Origin of the sequence: Listeria farberi (assembly GCF_014229245.1) — a bacterium.
GTDB lineage: Bacteria > Bacillota > Bacilli > Lactobacillales > Listeriaceae > Listeria > Listeria farberi.
In genome coordinates this window covers 34,201-53,943 of the sequence record NZ_JAARZJ010000004.1, presented here as the reverse complement: position 1 = coordinate 53,943, position 19,743 = coordinate 34,201, and the positions used below count along the sequence as shown (strand labels likewise).

General features: G+C 36.0%; 19 protein-coding genes. 14 read left to right on the top strand and 5 right to left on the bottom strand.

All coding sequences use genetic code 11. The features are described from left to right. The first annotated feature begins 82 nt into the window (after positions 1–82). Positions 83–637 carry a flavin reductase family protein gene (locus HCB45_RS04585; RefSeq protein ID WP_185619019.1) on the top strand — a complete coding sequence of 185 codons (555 nt, stop codon included), beginning with the start codon at positions 83–85 and terminating at the stop codon, positions 635–637. 48 nt (positions 638–685) lie between these two features. On the opposite strand, the gene def is transcribed toward HCB45_RS04585, so the two are convergent. Further along, complete coding sequence (gene def / locus HCB45_RS04580; RefSeq protein ID WP_185619017.1) at positions 686–1,237, bottom strand: peptide deformylase; 552 nt, start codon at positions 1,235–1,237, stop codon at positions 686–688. Between the two features lie 832 nt (positions 1,238–2,069). Here def and pdhA point away from each other — a divergent pair. From pdhA to HCB45_RS04540, 8 genes are all read left to right on the top strand, one after another. After that, positions 2,070–3,185, top strand: a complete 1,116-nt coding sequence (pdhA, locus tag HCB45_RS04575; RefSeq protein WP_003727023.1) for a pyruvate dehydrogenase (acetyl-transferring) E1 component subunit alpha — start codon at positions 2,070–2,072, stop codon at positions 3,183–3,185. A 2-nt stretch (positions 3,186–3,187) separates the two neighbouring features. After that, positions 3,188–4,165, top strand: a complete 978-nt coding sequence (locus HCB45_RS04570; RefSeq protein WP_185318450.1) for an alpha-ketoacid dehydrogenase subunit beta — start codon at positions 3,188–3,190, stop codon at positions 4,163–4,165. Positions 4,166–4,275: 110 nt separating this feature from the next. Further along, entirely contained in the window at positions 4,276–5,910 is a 1,635-nt protein-coding gene (locus tag HCB45_RS04565) for a dihydrolipoyllysine-residue acetyltransferase (protein WP_185318451.1), read from the top strand. 4 nt (positions 5,911–5,914) lie between these two features. Next, a complete protein-coding gene (lpdA, locus tag HCB45_RS04560) occupies positions 5,915–7,318 on the top strand; it encodes a dihydrolipoyl dehydrogenase (protein WP_003727021.1) in 1,404 nt (467 codons plus the stop codon). Between the two features lie 186 nt (positions 7,319–7,504). Then, a complete protein-coding gene (locus HCB45_RS04555; protein WP_185318452.1) occupies positions 7,505–7,816 on the top strand; it encodes a hypothetical protein in 312 nt (103 codons plus the stop codon). Between the two features lie 127 nt (positions 7,817–7,943). Next, on the top strand, positions 7,944–8,894 hold the full coding sequence (locus HCB45_RS04550) for a Rossmann-fold NAD(P)-binding domain-containing protein (protein WP_185318453.1): 951 nt from the start codon (positions 7,944–7,946) through the stop codon (positions 8,892–8,894). Next, on the top strand, positions 8,894–9,166 hold the full coding sequence (locus HCB45_RS04545) for a UPF0223 family protein (protein WP_003722685.1): 273 nt from the start codon (positions 8,894–8,896) through the stop codon (positions 9,164–9,166). Before HCB45_RS04550 ends, HCB45_RS04545 begins: the two co-directional genes overlap by 1 nt. Before the next feature lie 21 nt (positions 9,167–9,187). Next, on the top strand, positions 9,188–9,718 hold the full coding sequence (locus tag HCB45_RS04540; RefSeq protein ID WP_185318454.1) for a DsbA family protein: 531 nt from the start codon (positions 9,188–9,190) through the stop codon (positions 9,716–9,718). A 51-nt stretch (positions 9,719–9,769) separates the two neighbouring features. Here HCB45_RS04540 and HCB45_RS04535 read toward each other — a convergent pair whose 3' ends face one another. Together HCB45_RS04535 and HCB45_RS04530 are read right to left on the bottom strand one after the other, a co-directional pair. Then, positions 9,770–10,714, bottom strand: a complete 945-nt coding sequence (locus HCB45_RS04535) for a magnesium transporter CorA family protein (RefSeq protein WP_003736222.1) — start codon at positions 10,712–10,714, stop codon at positions 9,770–9,772. 200 nt (positions 10,715–10,914) lie between these two features. After that, positions 10,915–11,529, bottom strand: coding sequence for a YktB family protein (locus HCB45_RS04530; RefSeq protein ID WP_185619015.1), 615 nt, complete (start codon positions 11,527–11,529; stop codon positions 10,915–10,917). A gap of 131 nt (positions 11,530–11,660) precedes the next feature. On the opposite strand from HCB45_RS04530, the gene HCB45_RS04525 reads away from it, so the two are divergent. Continuing rightward, positions 11,661–12,434, top strand: a complete 774-nt coding sequence (locus tag HCB45_RS04525) for an inositol monophosphatase family protein (RefSeq protein ID WP_185619013.1) — start codon at positions 11,661–11,663, stop codon at positions 12,432–12,434. Between the two features lie 191 nt (positions 12,435–12,625). Beyond that, a complete protein-coding gene (gene typA, locus HCB45_RS04520; protein WP_003730092.1) occupies positions 12,626–14,464 on the top strand; it encodes a translational GTPase TypA in 1,839 nt (612 codons plus the stop codon). A 113-nt stretch (positions 14,465–14,577) separates the two neighbouring features. On the opposite strand, the gene HCB45_RS04515 is transcribed toward typA, so the two are convergent. After that, positions 14,578–16,398 (bottom strand): N-acetylmuramoyl-L-alanine amidase, encoded by a 1,821-nt coding sequence (locus HCB45_RS04515; protein WP_185318457.1) that lies wholly within the window; start codon positions 16,396–16,398, stop codon positions 14,578–14,580. 187 nt (positions 16,399–16,585) lie between these two features. Here HCB45_RS04515 and HCB45_RS04510 point away from each other — a divergent pair, with 187 nt between their 5' ends. Beyond that, positions 16,586–17,443 (top strand): DUF5068 domain-containing protein, encoded by an 858-nt coding sequence (locus HCB45_RS04510; protein ID WP_185318458.1) that lies wholly within the window; start codon positions 16,586–16,588, stop codon positions 17,441–17,443. 119 nt (positions 17,444–17,562) lie between these two features. Here HCB45_RS04510 and HCB45_RS04505 read toward each other — a convergent pair whose 3' ends face one another. Continuing rightward, complete coding sequence (locus HCB45_RS04505; RefSeq protein ID WP_185318459.1) at positions 17,563–17,793, bottom strand: YlaI family protein; 231 nt, start codon at positions 17,791–17,793, stop codon at positions 17,563–17,565. A 206-nt stretch (positions 17,794–17,999) separates the two neighbouring features. Here HCB45_RS04505 and HCB45_RS04500 point away from each other — a divergent pair, with 206 nt between their 5' ends. Continuing rightward, positions 18,000–18,281, top strand: a complete 282-nt coding sequence (locus HCB45_RS04500; protein WP_185318460.1) for an Fpa/YlaN family protein — start codon at positions 18,000–18,002, stop codon at positions 18,279–18,281. Positions 18,282–18,451: 170 nt separating this feature from the next. Further along, on the top strand, positions 18,452–19,645 hold the full coding sequence (locus HCB45_RS04495) for an FtsW/RodA/SpoVE family cell cycle protein (protein WP_185619011.1): 1,194 nt from the start codon (positions 18,452–18,454) through the stop codon (positions 19,643–19,645). Positions 19,646–19,743: the final 98 nt, after the last annotated feature.

The window sequence follows — 19,743 nt, the reverse complement described above, 5'->3', positions numbered from 1 at the left end:
GCTTACTTATAGGGTTTTAATTTATTCTTGAAATCCTGATATGACCTCTTTATAATAAAAGAAAAAACTAGAGGTGCTAACTATGAAACAGCGCGTAGAAACAGAAAAATTTTATCCTGCTTATCCCATTTTTGTATTAACGTATTTGAATGAGACTGGAGAACCGCAAATGTCAACGGGGTCATCATCGTATACATTAGGAAACAGTATGGTTATTGGTGTGTCAGCAGAAAGTAATGCTAGCAAACACCTATATGCTGGCCAAAAATTTGCTGTAAATTTTCCGAACACTGAGCAATTAGGGTTAATTGAACAAGGGGGATTCTCGTCAGGAAAGCGTAACGATAAAATAAAAGTTCATCAAATCGAATTAACCAAAAGTGATAGTGGGGGAGTAGCCTATATTGATGCATGTCCGATTGTTTTCGAGTGCACCATATCGCAAACAATTTCAGATGTAGACTACCATACAATCTTTGCTAATATTGATACACGTTTATTTGAAAAAAATCTGGTGGATTCAGATGGTCATTTTATTCACGAAGAGCTTGATTTAGTTCTTTTCTCAGGCGATGCTAATGAGCGCAAATTCAGGATACTGGATACAATAATAGAAACGGTTGGTGGCCATTCATAAAGATAAAAATCCCCGCAGGATATTGATTCCTGCGGGGATTTATTCATTTTAACCAAATACGTCCACATCGGGTGACAAGTATGATGGATTTTCTTTATTAATATGATCATAAAACATAACACCATTCAAGTGATCAATTTCATGTTGCACAACAATTGCTGGGTAGCCTTTAAATCGTAGTTTAAGTGGAGTTCCATTTTCATCAAAGGCATCAATTGTTACCCGTTCGCTACGTACAACATAACCTGGCACTTCACGGTCAACAGAAAGGCAACCTTCACCACCAGAAAGACAAGCTTGTTGTACAGAATGGCTCCGAATTTTTGGATTATAAAGCACATAACTATAAAGACGATCTTTTTCATCGTGTACATGGATAGCTAAGAAACGTTTTGTAACAGCTAGTTGTGGAGCTGCAATTCCAACACCACCACGTAAACCGTATTTTTCTGCTAACTCTTCATCTTGACTATTAATTAGAAACTCGAGCATATCGTGCCCTAATTTTTTTTCTTCATCTGAAAGCGGGAAAGTCACTTCTGTTGCAACTTCTCTAAGTGCTGGATGACCTTCTCGTACAATATCGTCCATGTTAAGCATGATTTGATTCTCTCCTGTTCTTTAATAACTTATCTTTATTTTAACAAAAGAACGAAAAAAAAGGAATGAAAGATTACTTTCTCAGAAAAAACCATGTTTTCATAGGACTAAAGGCATATTTGTTAAAAATAGCAAAGTTTAAATAACGAACATTTACAAGATATAACAAAATATTGTTCGTATAAATGAAATGATAAAAAAATTTATTAGTTTGTGAATTCACAAACTATCTATATTTTATAAATCAAATGCCGGAATAGGTGTGATAATCCGAGAGTTACAATATTATATAACAGTTTGCATCTGTTTTATCTTTTTTTAATACAGAACTGGAAAGCGAATGATTTAAGTTATAATGCCATTGTAAGCGATAAAATAATTAGAGATTAACTTATTGACTTCATAATCTTGGTAGTGTAAATTAAGAGAGAAGATTAGTGTATTAATAAAATTCATGTTTTTAAGTAAAACAGAATTAACTTTTAACTAAAAGGAAAGTTCCTATTTTTTTATGAAAAATTGTGAGAGAATGAATATTTTTTCACAATCTCTTCTAAAACCCATGTTTTCAATGAGAATTTTGTGGTAATAACTGGAGAGGCTACGTAATTAGTTGATAGGAAATTAGAAAAAAGCTTCCGGAATCCGCTTCTTTCTCTAGAATAACTTTTCTTTTTACAACGCTATTATAATTAATACACAATCAGGATGGCAGTTTTAAAAGAATTCATTTAGATGGGTAAATGACCGGACGAGCGTTACATAAAACGCATACCTAACTAATGAAGAATTTGAAACTGTACAATGTGAATGACGAAAGGGTGGATACGAAATGGCTTCTAAAACAAAGAAGGCTATTATCGACGTAAAGAAACAATTTGAGGCTGTTCATAAACAATTTGAATTAGTTCAAATTCTGAATGAAAAAGGAGAAATCGTAAATCCAGATTTAATGCCGGATTTAACTGATGACGAGTTAGTAGAATTAATGACTCGCATGGTTTGGACTCGTGTACTTGACCAACGTTCTATTTCACTTAACCGTCAAGGACGTCTAGGTTTCTATGCTCCAACTGCTGGACAAGAAGCTTCCCAACTTGCAAGTCACTATGCACTTGAAAAACATGACTATATTCTTCCAGGTTACCGTGATGTGCCACAACTTATCTGGCACGGACTTCCACTTACAAAAGCGTTCTTGTTCTCTCGTGGACACTTTGTAGGTAATCAATTCCCTGAAGATTTAAATGTATTATCACCACAAATCATCATCGGTGCACAAATCGTGCAAGCTGCCGGTGTTGCTCTAGGTCTTAAAAAACGTAAAAAAGACGCTGTTGTAATCACTTATACAGGTGACGGTGGTTCTTCCCAAGGTGACTTCTATGAAGGAATGAACTTTGCGGGTGCTTACCATGCTCCAGCAATCTTCGTAGTACAAAATAACAAATTCGCGATTTCTACACCTCGTGAAAAACAATCAGCTGCTGAAACATTAGCTCAAAAAGCAGTTGCAGCCGGAATCCCAGGTGTACAAGTAGACGGAATGGATCCACTTGCAGTATATGCTGTAACGAAATTCGCTCGTGAACGTGCAGTTGCTGGTGAAGGCCCAACATTAATTGAAACGATGACTTACCGTTATGGTCCACATACACTTTCTGGTGATGATCCAACTCGTTACCGTACAAAAGAACTTGACGGAGAATGGGAACTTAAAGATCCAATCGTTCGCTTCCGTACTTTCTTAGAAGGTAAAGGTCTTTGGAACGAAGAAAAAGAAAATGCTGTTATCGATCAAGCAAAAGAAGAAATCAAAGTAGCAATTAAAGAAGCAGATGCTACACCAAAACAAACTGTAACTGATCTTCTTAAAAATATGTACGAAACACCAACTGCTCCTATCAAAGAGCAACTGGCAATCTATGAAGCGAAGGAGTCGAAATAATCATGGCGCAAAAAACAATGATTCAAGCGATTACAGATGCGCTTGCAGTAGAACTTGAAAAAGACGAAAACGTATTAGTTTTTGGGGAAGACGTTGGTAAAAATGGCGGCGTATTCCGTGCAACAGAAGGATTACAAGATAAATTTGGTGAAGATCGTGTATTCGATACTCCTCTAGCAGAATCTGGTATCGGTGGTCTTGCTATCGGTCTTGCACTTGAAGGTTTCCGTCCTGTTCCAGAAATTCAATTCTTCGGTTTCGTATTTGAAGTAATGGATTCCGTTGCTGGTCAAATGGCTCGTATGCGTTATCGTACAGGTGGAACTCGTACTGCTCCAATTACCATTCGCGCCCCTTTTGGTGGTGGGGTTCATACTCCAGAAATGCACGCTGATAACTTAGAAGGGTTAATGGCTCAATCACCTGGTTTAAAAGTGGTAATTCCATCCACTCCATATGATGCAAAAGGTCTTTTAATCTCAGCAATTCGTGATAACGATCCTGTTATTTTCTTAGAACATATGAAATTATACCGTTCTTTCCGTGAAGAAGTTCCAGAAGGCGAATACACAGTAGAAATTGGTAAAGCAGCTGTTCGTCGTGAAGGTACGGATGTTTCTATCATCACTTACGGTGCAATGGTACAAGAATCAATGAAAGCAGCAGAAGCTCTTGAAAAAGATGGTGTATCTGTAGAAGTTATCGATTTACGTACAATTAGCCCAATTGATGTGGAAACAATCATTGCTTCCGTTAAGAAAACAAACCGTGCTGTAGTAGTTCAAGAAGCACAAAAACAAGCAGGTATTGCTGCTAATGTCGTTGCAGAAATTAACGACCATGCAATCCTTTCTCTAGAAGCTCCAGTTATGCGTGTTGCTGCTCCAGATAGCGTATTCCCGTTCTCTCAAGCAGAAACAGTTTGGTTACCAAATCATAACGATATTATCGAACGTGTAAAAGAAGTTATTGCATTTTAATTCATAATGACCATTTTAAAACTTATGGGGAGTTTTAGAAGGGAAACGAAATATTTTTATACTAAGGTTCAGTTTATCTGAACCTTAGAAATTACAGGAGGCTTAATAAAATGGCATATTCATTTAAATTACCGGATATCGGTGAAGGTATCCATGAAGGTGAAATCGTTAAATGGTTTGTACAACCAGGCGATAAGATTGAAGAAGATGAGTCCCTATTTGAAGTGCAAAACGACAAATCAGTGGAAGAAATCACTTCTCCAGTTTCAGGAACAATTAAAGAAATCAAAGTTGCTGAAGGTACAGTTGCTACAGTTGGACAAGTATTAGTAACATTTGATGGCGTAGAAGGTCACGAAGACGACGCCGAAGAAGAAAGCGCAGCACCAAAAGCAGAATCCACAGAATCAACTCCAGCACCCGCACAAGCTAGCGGAAAAGGAATTTTTGAGTTTAAATTACCAGATATTGGTGAAGGAATTCATGAAGGCGAAATTGTTAAATGGTTTATTCAACCGGGCGATAAAGTAGAAGAAGATCAGTCCATTTTTGAAGTACAAAACGACAAATCTGTCGAAGAAATTACTTCTCCAGTAGATGGAACTGTTAAAGATATTTTAGTTAGTGAAGGTACAGTAGCAACAGTTGGTCAAGTACTAGTAACATTTGAAGGTGATTTTGAAGGAGAAGCAAGTCATGAATCTACACCAGAATCTCCAGCAGAAGACGCTGCACTTGCAAACAATGATGCAACTTCCGCTCCAGCTACAGGTGGAAACGGAACGCCATCATCTAAAAAAGATCCTAATGGTCTTGTAATTGCAATGCCTTCTGTACGTAAATATGCTCGTGAAAAAGGCGTTAATATTGCTGAAGTAGCAGGCTCTGGAAAAAATAACCGCGTAGTTAAAGCTGATATCGATGCTTTCCTAAACGGTGAACAACCAGCTACAGCAACAACTACTACTCAAACAGAAGAAAAAGCAACAGCACCAAAAGCAGAAAAAGCTACTGCAAAACAACCAGTTGCAAGCTCCGATGCTTACCCAGAAACACGCGAAAAATTAACACCAACTCGTCGTGCGATTGCAAAAGCAATGGTAAACTCGAAACATACAGCTCCACACGTTACTTTAATGGACGAAATCGAAGTAACTGCACTTATGGCTCACCGCAAACGTTTCAAAGAAGTGGCTGCCGAAAAAGGTATCAAACTTACTTTCTTACCTTATATGGTAAAAGCTCTTGTTGCAACGCTTCGTGACTTCCCAGTGCTTAACACAACTTTAGACGATGCGACAGAAGAACTTGTTTACAAACATTACTTCAACGTTGGTATCGCAGCAGATACAGATCACGGTTTATACGTGCCAGTAATTAAAAATGCTGATAAAAAATCCGTCTTCCAAATTTCTGATGAAATCAACGAACTAGCTGGAAAAGCACGTGATGGTAAATTAACAGCTGACGAAATGCGCCACGGTTCTGCAACTATTTCTAATATCGGTTCTGCCGGTGGACAATGGTTCACTCCAGTAATTAATTACCCAGAAGTTGCTATCCTAGGTGTAGGTCGTATTGCTCAAAAACCTATCGTAAAAGATGGCGAAATTGTAGCAGCACCAGTACTAGCTCTTTCCTTAAGCTTTGACCACCGTGTCATTGACGGCGCAACAGCTCAAAAAGCAATGAACAATATTAAACGTTTATTAAACGATCCAGAATTATTACTAATGGAGGTGTAACAAAATGGTAGTAGGCGATTTTCCAGAAGAAAGAGACACCATAGTCATCGGTGCAGGCCCAGGTGGGTATGTAGCCGCAATCCGAGCTGCACAACTCGGACAAAAAGTTACTATTATTGAAAAAGAATATTACGGTGGTGTGTGCTTAAACGTTGGATGTATTCCTTCTAAAGCACTTATCACAATCGGTCACCGTTTTAAAGAAGCTGGACACTCTGATAACATGGGTATTACAGCGGACAACGTGAACTTAGATTTCACAAAAGCACAAGAATGGAAAGGCGGCGTAGTTAACAAGCTTACATCAGGTGTTAAAGGCCTCCTTAAGAAAAATAAAGTAGAAATGTTAGAAGGAGAAGCGTTCTTCGTGGATGATCATTCCCTGCGTGTGATCCATCCTGACTCCGCTCAAACTTATACATTCAACAATGTCATCATTGCAACAGGATCTCGTCCAATCGAAATCCCAGGTTTCAAATATGGAAAACGTGTATTAAGCTCAACTGGTGCACTTGCACTAACAGAAGTTCCGAAAAAATTAGTCGTAATTGGCGGCGGTTATATCGGAACAGAATTAGGTGGAGCATTCGCTAACCTTGGTACAGAACTAACTATCCTTGAAGGTGGTCCAGAAATCTTACCAACATACGAAAAAGACATGGTTTCCCTAGTTAAACGTAATCTGAAAAGCAAAAACGTTGAAATGGTTACTAAAGCACTTGCAAAATCTGCTGAAGAAACTGAAAACGGCGTTAAAGTAACGTATGAAGCTAACGGTGAAACAAAAACTATCGAAGCTGATTATGTTTTAGTAACAGTAGGTCGTCGTCCTAATACAGACGAAATCGGTTTAGAACAAGCTGGCGTTAAAGTAACAGAACGCGGTTTAGTAGAAGTCGACAAACAAGGTCGCTCTAACGTTTCTAACATTTTCGCAATTGGTGACATCGTTCCTGGTGTTCCTCTAGCTCACAAAGCTAGCTATGAAGCAAAAATCGCTGCTGAAGCAATTGCTGGCGAAAAAGCAGAAAACGATTATACAGCACTTCCAGCTGTTGTTTTCAGTGACCCAGAACTTGCAACAGTTGGTTTAACAGAAAAAGAAGCAAAAGAAAAAGGCTTTGATGTAAAAGCTGCTAAATTCCCATTCGGCGGTAACGGTCGTGCGCTTTCTTTGGATGCACCTGAAGGATTTGTTCGTCTAGTTACTCGTAAAGAAGATGGCCTAGTTATCGGTGCACAAGTTGCCGGAATGAACGCTTCTGATATTATTTCAGAAATCGGCTTAGCAATCGAATCAGGTATTACAGCTGAAGACATCGCGCTTACTATCCATGCTCACCCATCCCTTGGAGAGCTTACAATGGAAGCAGCGGAACTTGCTTTAGGTCGTCCAATTCACATGTAATCAACTTAAAGCGGAGGTATCCTTTATGGGTATTTCCGCTTTTTATCTATATAAATAAGTGCGCGATTTCACAAAAACTCTTTTAGTTCATTTTTTGAAATATTTAAAGTATCCGTTTTAGAAAAAAAGGAGTATAATGTAACAAGTGAATGTAACAAGTCAAATCTAATTGAATCAGGTGAAAAAATGGAGAAACAAACAGCAACTTGGAAGAAAGCTCTATTTTGGTTTGCGTATGTAGTAGCAGGAATTTGTTTTTTATTAACGATTGCGGCCTTTATCGTAGGGTTTATTCATCATATGCATGATACGGGTGGATGGCGTTCCGTTATTCAAATTCTCGAAACCCCAATCACAGGCTTTATTAAAATGACTGGTGGCTATATCGGTAAAGGGATTTTAGAAGTAATTATTCTTATTATCGTTAGTTATGTACTACCAATCTTCTTCTGTTTTGCAACGCATTATTTAAAAGTGAAACGACGTGAAATGACTTGAAATAAGATTATTTTGTAAAAAGCAAAGCAAATAGCGATGCTTTTTATTTATGCGGTCAAGTTATTTTATTTTTGCCTCCTAAGCATGCTAAAATAATAATAAGAGACTTGATGAGGAGGAGACACATATGCCATCCAAGAAGAAAAAGATTGTCGTTATCGGCAGAAGTAATCTACAAAATCTCTACATTCATACAGTTCTTTTAAAAAAACTACCAGTCGAGATTTACTTAATAAATGAACAAGCTAAAACAAGCGAACAAGATTTCGACTACGCAAGTTATTACCACGCAGATGCAACTATTCACTCAGGAACATTTAATGAGTGCAGAAACGCTGATATAGTTGTCTTTTTTCAAGAAGAAATGTCAAATGAGTCTTTCTCAAATGAAGATAATTTAGCATTAATCAAAGAAAAAGTGAAAAAGATGATGGCGACTGGATTCCAAGGAATAGTGTTAGTGGCGACTGCCGAAAGCAATATTGTGGCCTCATTAATTAAACATTTTTCTGGCTTGCCGGCAAATCAAATTATCACACTTGGCACCATGCTAGCAACTTCTTATTTTCAAGTGGAAATTGCTAAGTTATTTAAAATCAGTCCTAAAAATGTGCATGGATATATTATTGGAGAAAGTGGTCAGGATGTCATTCCAGTTTGGAGTCGAGCCTTCCTTGGTGGCAAACCGATTTTAAGTTATTTAGCCGAAGAACAAAAAAGAATCACATCTGATGATTTACAAAATTTAACAAACATGATTACAAAAATTCCTGATTTTCCTGTTGAAACTAAAGATGGCTGTACTTTCAGCTTTAGTACTGTAACTGTGCTCGCTGAATTAACAGAAGTCATTTTACGAGATGAAGCAAGGGTGCTTACAGTAGGTGCGGAAGTGAAGGAAGCATATGGCTTAGAAAGTCCGGTTTTCGTTAGCATACCAGCTGTTGTGGGCGCTGAGGGAGTCAGAGAATTACTTGCGTTAAATTTATCCGATGACGAACAGAAAGAATTAAAGCGAATTACAACAAAAACCACCAAGAAATTAGGACTATTGCATAATAAGGGAGGGATTAGTTAATGGAATATAGTTATCCACTAAATCCAGACTGGACAACCGAAGAAATGACGATTGTTGTACAATTTTTAGAAGCTATCGAACGAGCATATGAAAAAGGCATTGATACACTTGAGCTCAAAGAAAAATACCGGGCATTTAAACAAGTAGTACCTGCAAAGGGTGAAGAAAAACGTATAGGTATAGACTTTGAAAAAGCAAGTGGATATTCAGCCTATAAAGTCATGCAACTCGTAAAAAACGCAACAACAAGCAAAATAAAAATGCAACCATAAATAAGAGGAGGAAATTTTTTCATGGATATTAGTCAAATTAAAGCAGAAGTAGTAACACCAGAAACAGGAATACACGTAGGTGAAAAGGGAGCTCCGGTTAAAGTAATGTCATTCATTAACTTACGTTGCCCATTTTGTCGTGAGTGGAATGAAAAATCTAAAGACGTTCTAACGGAATATATTCAAGCAGGAAAAATCGAATTAATTATTAAACCATTTGATAAAGAAAAAGAATCTTTACAACGTGGAAATGTGACGCATCGTTACTTGGATTATTCTAAACCAGAAAAAACACGTGAAACAATCAATAAAATCTATAGCACGCAAGATGAATGGGGTAGCCTTTCTCTTGATGAAGTAGCTACTTATATGGAATCCAAATTAGGCTTAACAGAGCAAGACAATAAAGCTGCATCAGAAAAAATCGTCACTGAAGCAAACGCTGCAAATGTCGTTTTTGTACCGACTGTTATTGTGGGTGAACATATTTTTGATGAGCATATTAGTCCGGAAGAATTACGTGACTTACTTGATGGCGAATTAGCTAAATAAAAAAAACGAATGTATTGCCTATAAATTTAGACAATACATTCGTTTTTTATTTTAAAAGAATTTCCTCCGCCAGAATACAATCGCAAGCGCTCCGGCAATTCCAAAAGCAAAACCAAGCGTTAATATCCAAGCTAAAGGTGTTTCCATAAACGGTAATTTTACGTTCATTCCATAAAAACTAAAAACCATCGTTGGAATCGTCAAAATGATAGTAAATGAAGTTAGGAATTTCATCACGATATTCATATTGTTGGAGATAATCGAAGCATAAGCATCCATCATTCCGCTTAAAATATTCGAATGAACTTCCGCCATTTCGATTCCTTGACGATTTTCAATAATAACGTCTTCTAGTAAATCTTGATCTTCCTCGTACATTTTAACGATATTTTGGCGCATCATTTTATCAAGTACGACTTTATTCGATTTAAGGGCAGTGACAAAGTAAACTAAACTTTTTTCAATTCCCATTAAATCATAAAGCTGTTTATTTTTCATGGATTCATGTAGCTCTTTTTCGATTTCATCTGTTTGACGATTCAAGCGTTTTAAGTGACGCAAGAAAGTAGTAGAAATCATATATAAAATTTGTAAGGCAAACCGTGTTTTCATGTGCGTATAAAAGCCTTTAATACGGTTTCTAATAAAGGATTGTACAATAGAAGAATCAATCGTACAAATCGTAATAAAGTAGTCTTTTGTAATAATAATCCCCATCGGAATAGTTTCAAATGAAGCGTAATGAATATCATCTTCATCGACTACCGGAAAGTCACACACGATTAAAACAGAATCCGAGTCGTCATCGCGTTCAATCCGGGCACTTTCATCTTTATCTAGTGGGTCTTCTAAGAACTCAAGTGGAATTTCATAGTTATCGGCGATTTTATTAATTTCTTCAGAAGTAGGGGCAACGATATTAATCCAACAATTGCGTGTTACTTCTTCTAATTCAATTAACTTGCCGTTTTCATCTGATTTGAAAATTTGATGCATGCTTTTTACCTCCTTTTTTAACAGGTAAATTTCACGCGGCTAGAGTATCGTTCCCGTGAAAAATCACCTGTATGAATACTTCGATGTGGACCAGGGTCACTTGCTGTTTGCTGCTCCTTTTTCACGTTCCTCAACTCCTTCAAACCATAGTAATTCACAACTCTACCATTATACCTAGATTATAGTCATTTGTACATCTTTTATTGAAGAGCAGCCTTATAAAGCGGAATAAGCTCATCAAGTACCATTTCTGCCTCTTTGATGAAGTCTTTTCCAGGGGATAAATGGCTATCATCTGGTAGATAAATTTTTCCTATCAAAAATTCTCCTTTTTTAACATCACGGAATCGTTTAAGCGTTGCATCAAGTTGACCACCATGCACCGGGTATGTTTTCTCTTCCGTGTGATCTGGCGAAATCGCAAATGTATCAGGTAACTCCGCAAGTAGTTTCTTTTCTCTCAAAAAGCGATTGGCGATTTTTGCACTTTCTTCATTTTCATAAATAAAAGCGAGCCAGATGAATAAATAATTATCAAATAGACCTACTTGAAAATGAGGATGTTTTTTATAACCGCGTTTATCGTGGCAAATCGCAAGCCATGTGCTTTCAGGTGGGTTAACCGAACGTCTTTGGTGACGAGCAATATGTAAAAACATTTCATCGCCAAGTTTGGCACTTAAATAAGTAGTTAATTCTTCTCCAATAGCTTTAAATTTCGGCTGAATATCATTTTGTATTCCCGTCATACGTGCGTCAAGACCAGGGATTTGCATTGTTTTAAAATCTTTCTTACTAAAGCCTTTAAAAGTCATCTGTTTTCCTCCTAATTTTGCATATAGTTTCATTATACGGAAGTTAAGTTCTAAGTGAAAGAATCTTGTTCTATTCAGATAATTCATTTTTGTGATAAAATAAACAAAACGAGTCTAAAAGAGGTGTTAGCATGGACAGTGAAAAAATAGATTATTTAGCAAAGTTATGGATTATGGAAGCAGCAGCAAAAATTAAGCAGTCTTTTAAAGAAACATTAGATATTGATGTAAAAAGCGGCCGAAATGATTTAGTAACCAATATGGATAAAGAAACAGAAGCTTTTTTTGCGAAACAAATTAAAGCACATTTCCCAAATCATCGCTTATTTGGAGAAGAGGGCATGTCGGATGATGTCACTGATTTAAATGGTATAGTTTGGATTCTTGATCCGATAGACGGGACGCTTAATTTTGTGGAGCAACAACGAGATTTTGCCATTTCCCTTGCGATTTATCAAGATGGCATTGGGCAATTAGCTTATATTTATGATGTGGAGCGTGATGAACTATACTTCGCTGAAAAAGGAAAAGGTGCGACAGTCAATGGCAAACCGATTCCTAAAATAAATAAAACAATGGATTTAGCAGATGCCTTACTAATAGCTAACTTAAGTGTTACCAGAAAATTCCCGAATATGTGGGAAGCAGTGAAAGTTTCAAGAGGGTTAAGACTTCACGGTGCAGCATCACTTGAATATATGGATGTTGCAACCGGACGAGCAGGGGCATACCTTTCTGCTAATTTAGCGCCGTGGGATATAGCTGCTGGGAAAATTATTGTGGAAGAATTAGGGGGAATTGTTACCCGAATTGATGGAACAAAAATCAATATGTTAGAAAAAGGAAGTTCCATTGTAGCAGCACCGAAAATTCATCAAACCTTATTAGATAACTACCTGCCTTAAAGAAAGCGCTCAACATAAAAAAATGCGTTTTCAGAAAATAAAAATCGTGCCAAATCCGCTTAGCTATGCTATAATAGGTAAGTTGATTTAAACGAGACGATAGCGACGGAGGAAAATAAATCTATTTTCCTCTTTCTTTTGGCTAATCTTCACGATAAATGTTTGGATTTTTAATTTAGGAGGAAACAAGATTGAATTTAAGAAATGATATTCGTAATGTAGCAATTATAGCCCACGTTGACCATGGTAAAACGACTCTAGTAGACCAATTACTACGCCAATCAGGTACTTTCCGCGACAATGAAACAGTTGCTGAACGTGCAATGGACAACAATGATTTAGAAAGAGAACGCGGTATTACAATTTTAGCGAAAAATACAGCAATTAAGTATGAAGATACACGCGTAAACATCATGGATACACCTGGACACGCCGATTTCGGTGGAGAAGTAGAACGTATCATGAAAATGGTTGACGGTGTTCTTTTAGTAGTGGACGCGTATGAAGGTACTATGCCTCAAACACGTTTTGTACTAAAAAAAGCACTAGAACAAGACCTTACACCGATTGTTGTAGTAAACAAAATTGACCGTGACTTTGCTCGTCCAGAAGAAGTTGTTGATGAAGTATTAGAACTTTTCATCGAACTAGGTGCGAATGACGATCAATTAGAATTCCCAGTTGTTTATGCTTCTGCCATCAACGGAACTTCAAGTTATGATTCCGATCCAGCAGAACAAAAAGAAACAATGAAACCACTTTTAGACACTATTATCGAACATATTCCTGCTCCAGTTGATAATAGCGACGAACCTTTACAATTCCAAGTATCATTACTTGATTACAACGACTATGTAGGCCGTATTGGTATTGGCCGTGTATTCCGCGGAACAATGCACGTAGGACAAACAGTTGCTTTAATTAAACTTGATGGCACAGTAAAACAATTCCGTGTAACGAAAATGTTCGGTTTCTTCGGACTAAAACGTGACGAAATTAAAGAAGCAAAAGCGGGTGATTTAGTAGCACTTGCAGGAATGGAAGACATCTTCGTTGGTGAAACAGTAACACCATTCGACCACCAAGAAGCACTTCCATTATTACGTATCGACGAACCAACTTTGCAAATGACTTTTGTAACAAATAATAGTCCTTTCGCGGGTCGTGAAGGTAAACATGTGACAAGCCGTAAAATTGAAGAACGCTTACTTGCAGAACTTCAAACGGATGTATCTTTACGCGTTGAACCAACAGCTTCCCCAGACGCTTGGGTAGTTTCAGGCCGTGGTGAGCTTCATTTATCCATTCTGATTGAAACAATGCGCCGCGAAGGTTATGAATTACAAGTTTCTAAACCAGAAGTAATCATCCGTGAAATTGATGGCGTGAAATGTGAACCAGTAGAAGACGTTCAAATTGATACTCCAGAAGAATTCATGGGTTCTGTAATTGAATCTATCAGCCAACGTAAAGGCGAAATGAAAAACATGATTAACGACGGCAACGGTCAAGTTCGTTTACAATTCATGGTTCCAGCTCGTGGATTAATCGGTTATACAACGGATTTCCTTTCCATGACTCGTGGTTATGGTATTATCAACCATACCTTCGATAGCTACCAACCAATCCAAAAAGGTCGCGTTGGTGGACGTAGCCGTGGTGTTCTTGTATCCATGGAAACTGGTAAATCTACTACTTACGGAACAATGCAAGTAGAAGACCGTGGTACTATTTTTGTAGAGCCAGGTACTGATATTTACGAAGGTATGATTGTTGGAGAAAACAACCGTGAAGGCGATATCGCTGTAAACATTGTAAAAGCAAAACAAATGACTAACATTCGTTCTGCTAACAAAGACCAAACAAACGTAATTAAAAAACCTCGTCACTTATCACTAGAAGAATCATTAGAATTCCTAAACGAAGATGAATATTGTGAAGTAACACCAGAATCCATCCGTTTACGTAAAAAAATTCTAAACAAAAACGAACGTGAAAAAGCAGCAAAACGTTCAAAAACTGCTGAATAATTTTTTAATGTCTGGTTGATAATATTAAATTATCAACCAGTTTTTTTATGAATAAATATAATAAAAAATAGCTATAACCAATTAGTTGGTTATAGCTACTTTTTATTTAATACTTATTTTACAAAATACCCGCGTTTCATCCAACCCGTTTTACCATTATACGTGATTTGATAGAAATCATTCGTAAGAGTCGTATTATTTAGGAACACTTTTGCTCCTTTAGGTATATTCACAACAACGGCACTATCCCAAGAAGGACTTTGACGTAAGTTTATTGCGTCTGCTGCATAAAGTGTTTCTAAAACAGAAGTAGTAGAGAAATAGTTTCGTTTCATCCAGCCAACTTTTCCATTTGCAGTGACTTGGTAGAATCCGTTAGTTAATGTTGTGTTATTAAGTTTAACTTGGGTATTTACAGGAAGCGTTGCAGAAACTGAACTGTCCCAATCTGGTTTTGAACGTAAATTAAGTTCAGAAGCAGCATAAAGTGTTTCAAGTACAGGTTGACTAGCGAAATACTCTCGTTTCATCCAACCAACTTTTCCGTTTACTGTAACTTGATAAAAGCCATTTTTACCAGTTGTATTATTTAGAGTACCTTTATCGCCTTCATTAATAGTGAAAGCGATAGGGCTGTCCCAGCTAGCTTCTGTTCTTAAATTAATGGCTGATTTTGCGTAAACATCTTCTAATGTAGGTTTACTTGCAAAGTAAGATAATTTCATCCAGCCAATCATTCCATTGTAATTAACTTTATAAAAACCATCTGTGTTTGTAGAAGTGTTAATGATAACTTTTGCATTTGTTGGAAGTGTTCCTTTAATTGAACTATTCCATGATGGTGAACTTCTTAAGTTTATTTGAGAAGCGGAATAATAAGTTTGAAGTACAGGATCTTTTGAAAAATATCCTAGTTTCATCCAACCTGTTTTGCCACCATAATTAACTTTATAAAATCCATCTTGAGTAACGGAATTTTCATCAATAGTTACTTTTTCACCTTCAGGGATGTTAATTAATATACTACTTCCCCAATCTGCAGTTGTTCGAAGACTAATAGCAGATTTTGCATAATACGTTTTTAAAGCTGGAACAGTAAGTTCATTGTATTTGTAATTAACTAAGTCAAAAAATTCATTAAAACTATATCCCCATTTGGCAAAATAAGAAACTGGATCACCATGATCTGTTCCACCCAAATAGCGGCTTACAGCATCGTGGGACCAAACAGTTCCAATGCCAGTATTGTGGGCATTTACAGGTTTCAAACCGTATTGTTTTAAATTATAAGCCACATAATATGCATCATTGTTTACTGATTTATAAAATTTTTCTTTTGTTTTTTCACGAACTAACTCTGATTGAATAAAATAAGGATTAGCTTTTGCGCCCGCTCCCCAAACAGCATATTCGGTGGGATGGATTTGTATGATACGACTGCTATCGACAAATGTATGAACAAATGCATTGCGCCAATTGTTGGTCATATAATTAATTTCACCAGTGATTGTCGAATTATCATTTGCAGTTTCGTGTACTACAAATCCTCTCGGCTTGCCATAACCATCTTTATAAACAAATCTGTCAAAGTTCTTTATCTGCTGCTCAATTACTGGATTAGTATACTTTTGATTAATAATATATTGATTAGCAGAAGAAAGGGCTTGTACACTAGAAAAAAGACGAGCACTTGTTTTAGCTTCTCCTCCTGAATTCACTTCTTCAGATGGTTTTGTTTTTGCCTCTTCTTTATCTGCTTCACTCTGTTCTTTTGGAGTATAAATGGATTCATTTGTATCATCATTTAGAATTGTTTCAGCATCTATAGGAGCGTTGGTAGTAGAATCCTCAGCTGATGCGGTTGTAGGTAGTGAAAAAGTTGTCAAAAGTGTCAAACCTAAAATAATAGTGATACATGTTCTTTTAATATTCAATACAAAAATCCCTTCTAAAATTTAATTATACATTAAAGAATATCTGATTTTATTACAAAAGTATAGTCTATATAATAAACTGTAAACAAAACGATATAAAATTAAGTCGTTTATCCTAGACAAGACCGCCAAAAGTAATAGATAATAGTAGTAGGAATAAAATAATGAGTTGTTAGGAGTGATTCAGGTGAAAAAGCTAAGTCTTGTTTTTCTTATTTTTGGAATAAGTTTGTTAACGGCTTGTGGAAGCGGAGATAATGATAACCCTGATAAAGAAGCACAAAAAGAAACATCCAAAAATACAGAAGTAGAAAAAAATAAATCAAAAGAACCTAAGCGTAAAGAAGCAGCGGATAAAAGTGCTGAAAAAGCACAAGAACAAACAGAAGGGACACCTGAAAAGAATAAGGCATCTATTAAGAATGAACAGCCTAAAAAAGAAGAAGCAACACAAAAATCAGAAAAAAGTACAGAAACAAAAGCAGTACCAGCAGAAAGCTCTATCTCTTTAGCTACATTTAATAAATCAGCTACTCTTCCAATTACTGGCGGTAATGTAACAACAGTTTATACCAATACAAGTCCTAAAATGCTCTTTTTTGGACCGCTTAATATAACTATTAGCAAGTATAAAGTAGAGAGTGTTACTGGATCTGATAAACAAATTGATGCTTATTCACCAGAATCTTATTTAGGTAGACGCGATGGATATGTGATTACGTTAGACATCATCATACAAAATACAACTAATTCCACTATAAATTATAAAGCGGATCATATTTCGTTAAATGCAACAGGTATTTCAAAAGGTGGTAGTCTAGAGAATTTTATACCAATAGATAAGCAATTAAACCATACTAGAGAAGCATTTTCTGGAATGACAAAACAAGAAGGCTATATAACATACATGTTAAATGAGGAAGATTATGAAAAATTAAAACAGGATACAACATTAATTGCTAACAATCCAAATGATTTTAATTCGCCAGCTATTAAAGTAACAACTAAAGGGAACATGTCATTAAAATTTCCTATTAGTAAATAATATATAAATTATAAAAAGCTTGCTTATTATATGTTGATTTCAGCAAAATTGAAAAATACACCTCTAAAAATAGAGGTGTATTTTGTTTAGTTCCAAGAAGGGCTAAAGCTATTAGTTTTTTATTTATCAGTACTTTCAATTAAATTCTTTAACTCACTATTCGACATTACAATTGGTTTATGAAAATTAAAATGACCAGAATTAACACGACTAATAGTATTAACAGCTACGCGATGTTCACATTCAGGGCACAAATACATTTTAATAGGTTTATTACGCAATTGTTTTGTTTTAAATTCACGATTGTCTAGTTCGTCTACACGTTCGCATAAGATACATTTTGCATTCAATTTATCTTCACCTCACACAAGTATTATAGCATTATTATCTAAAAAGGTGAATAAAAGCTAATTTTTCAAAAAAATTTACTTTATTCGTGCTTGCGTGGCTTTCAAATTATGCTATACTGTTATTATCTAGTATAAAATTTTCTTAAGGAAATTTGCCTTAAGCTGAAAATAAAGCGCTCTTTAGCGTATGAATAGGGGGTTCTGTGATGGCAAACAAAAAGAAAGATCACAGAGAAGAGGCTGTGGAGCTTCTGAAACAAGATGCAAAACGAATCTTACAATTGATTAAAGTCCAAATGGATAATCTAACATTACCACAATGTCCAGCATACGAAGAAGTACTTGACACGCAAATGTATGGTTTATCACGGGAAATTAACTTTGCAACCCGACTAGGTTTAATTGAGCCAGAGGAAGGAAAGAACTTGATTTCCACTCTGGAGAAAGAATTATCCACTTTGCACGAATTATCAATGAGCAAAAAATAATCTATTCATTGAAAAGATGACTGATTTTTTCAGGCATCTTTTTTATTTCTAGAAAAAATGAGCCAAAAGATGGAGGTGATTCCCCTTTTCATTTTCTAGTCTTTTCCTTTATAATAGAAAGAATAGAAAACAAGATGGGATATTAACTTCTCAGGGATTGGACGATGCTAATGTTAAAACGAATTTTAAAATCTTATGATTATACATTTATAGTTGCATTTGTAGTTCTATGTTTATTTGGAATTATTATGATTTATAGCGCTAGTTGGTCTCTTGCAATTGGTAAAGATTTACCTGCAGATTATTTTTATGCACGACAAGTAAAAAACTTTATTATTAGTTTTATTTTTTTCCTGCTATTTGCCTTAGTACCTTTTAAGTTTTATCAAAATAATAAGGTGTTAATGTTAATTGTATTTGGTACAATTGGCGTCCTATTATTAATTTTTCTCGTAGGTAAAACTGTCAATAACGCAAATAGTTGGTTTGTTGTAGGTCCTCGTTCACTTCAACCTGGTGAATTTGCAAAACTAGCAGTAATTATTTATATGTCAGCAATTTACGCAAAGAAACAAAGCTATATAGATGATTTTAATCGTGGTGTATTACCCCCCATTTTCTTTCTAGCATTTGTCTGCTTTTTAATTGCTATTCAACCAGATACTGGAACTGCATTTATTATTTTCTTAGTAGGTTGTTGCATAATTATTACTTCTGGTATGCGTCTTCGAACGATTATGAAATTAATCGGAATTGGCATGGGTGTCATTGTTCTTCTTACACTCATTTTATTTGCACTACCCAAAGAAATTAGAAATGATATCGTTTCACCAACTAAAGTAGCACGTATCACTACTTTTATGAATCCGTTTGAATATGCGGATAAAGAAGGACATCAATTAATTAATTCATTTTACGCTATCGGTTCTGGTGGAGTTTCAGGGCAAGGGCTTGGAGAAAGTGTTCAAAAACTAGGGTATTTACCAGAAGCACATACCGATTTTATTATAGCGGTTGTTGCAGAAGAGCTAGGCGTTTTTGGCGTTATGTTTATCATTTTAGCGCTATTCTTTCTCATTTTTAAAACGATTAGTACCGGACTTAGGGCGAAAGATCCTTTTGCTTCCTTGATGTGCTATGGGATTGCGAGTTTGATTGCAATTCAAGCATTTATTAATTTAGGCGGGGCAAGCGGACTTATCCCTCTTACTGGGGTAACACTTCCATTTATTAGTTACGGTGGTTCTTCATTGATGGTACTTTCTATGATGCTAGGAATTGTGGCTAATATTTCGATGTTTAATAAATACCACCGTTTGTATAGTGCAGATGGTTCAAAAAAAGAGATGCAAAAAAGCCGATAAATCTTGATTGAAAAAGTCATTTAATTGGCTTTTTCTTTTTTAGTTTTACCGCATGTTATTGGCGTTTTATAGCCAGTTTATTCGTGTTTTCGATATTG

Bases quoted from the DNA above. Each gene is read 5' to 3' on its own strand.
- HCB45_RS04530 (WP_185619015.1), bottom strand. From the start codon at position 11,529: ATGACTTTTAAAGGCTTTAGTAAGAAAGATTTTAAAACAATGCAAATC.
- HCB45_RS04570 (WP_185318450.1), top strand. From the start codon at position 3,188: ATGGCGCAAAAAACAATGATTCAAGCGATTACAGATGCGCTTGCAGTA.
- pdhA (WP_003727023.1), top strand. From the start codon at position 2,070: ATGGCTTCTAAAACAAAGAAGGCTATTATCGACGTAAAGAAACAATTT.
- HCB45_RS04525 (WP_185619013.1), top strand. From the start codon at position 11,661: ATGGACAGTGAAAAAATAGATTATTTAGCAAAGTTATGGATTATGGAA.
- lpdA (WP_003727021.1), top strand. From the start codon at position 5,915: ATGGTAGTAGGCGATTTTCCAGAAGAAAGAGACACCATAGTCATCGGT.
- HCB45_RS04545 (WP_003722685.1), top strand. From the start codon at position 8,894: ATGGAATATAGTTATCCACTAAATCCAGACTGGACAACCGAAGAAATG.
- HCB45_RS04495 (WP_185619011.1), top strand. From the start codon at position 18,452: ATGTTAAAACGAATTTTAAAATCTTATGATTATACATTTATAGTTGCA.
- HCB45_RS04565 (WP_185318451.1), top strand. From the start codon at position 4,276: ATGGCATATTCATTTAAATTACCGGATATCGGTGAAGGTATCCATGAA.
- HCB45_RS04500 (WP_185318460.1), top strand. From the start codon at position 18,000: ATGGCAAACAAAAAGAAAGATCACAGAGAAGAGGCTGTGGAGCTTCTG.
- HCB45_RS04585 (WP_185619019.1), top strand. From the start codon at position 83: ATGAAACAGCGCGTAGAAACAGAAAAATTTTATCCTGCTTATCCCATT.
- def (WP_185619017.1), bottom strand. From the start codon at position 1,237: ATGCTTAACATGGACGATATTGTACGAGAAGGTCATCCAGCACTTAGA.
- HCB45_RS04550 (WP_185318453.1), top strand. From the start codon at position 7,944: ATGCCATCCAAGAAGAAAAAGATTGTCGTTATCGGCAGAAGTAATCTA.
- HCB45_RS04540 (WP_185318454.1), top strand. From the start codon at position 9,188: ATGGATATTAGTCAAATTAAAGCAGAAGTAGTAACACCAGAAACAGGA.
- HCB45_RS04535 (WP_003736222.1), bottom strand. From the start codon at position 10,714: ATGCATCAAATTTTCAAATCAGATGAAAACGGCAAGTTAATTGAATTA.
- HCB45_RS04555 (WP_185318452.1), top strand. From the start codon at position 7,505: ATGGAGAAACAAACAGCAACTTGGAAGAAAGCTCTATTTTGGTTTGCG.